Genomic DNA, 610 nt, shown 5'->3' with positions numbered 1-610 from the left:
ACTTATGCCGAACAATTCAAACCCAAAGCCGTTATCGACGTCGCCACCCTGACCGGCGCGTGCATTATCGCCCTGGGCCATGACGTCAGCGGCGTGATGGGCAATAATCAAGATTTGGTCGACAGCCTGCTGGCCGCTTCCCGCAACGTGGACGACAAAGCATGGCAACTGCCGCTCTTTGAAACCTACAAAGACCAACTCAAATCCAACTTTGCCGACATTCCAAACATCGGCACGCCGGGTGCAGGCACGATTACCGCCGCAACATTCTTGTCTTACTTTACCGAAGACTATCCATGGGCACACCTCGACATCGCAGGTACCGCATGGAAATCCGGCGGTGAAAAAGGCGCGACCGGGCGCCCTGTTCCTTTATTGTTGAACTATCTGCGCAATGTGAAATAAATCTTGGGGGGAAGCCTGCGGGGTTAATCGTTTCAACCCCGCAGGCCGTCTGAAAACGGAATCCGCATTATCTGACTCAATCTGACAAAACGGAGAACCACCATGAAACCACTATTTGCCGCATTATCTGTCGCCCTTCTGCTCGGCACATCCATCAGCGTTCAAGCTGCCGAACAAACTACCCCCACCGACCGCAGCATCCAAG

Annotated in this window: 2 pseudogenes; both read left to right on the top strand. The window is 53.8% G+C overall.

The features are described 5' to 3' along the window. A pseudogene (locus ACTHUM_RS17585) lies at window positions 1–405 on the top strand (leucyl aminopeptidase); the annotation flags it as partial. Between the two features lie 102 nt (window positions 406–507). Next, window positions 508–610, top strand: a pseudogene (locus ACTHUM_RS17580) (cupin domain-containing protein); the annotation flags it as partial.

The sequence above is a fragment of the Neisseria sp. P0021.S006 genome, from assembly GCF_051956895.1.
Note: the sequence above shows the minus strand (reverse complement) of the source record. Positions and strands in the feature narration are given on the sequence as shown.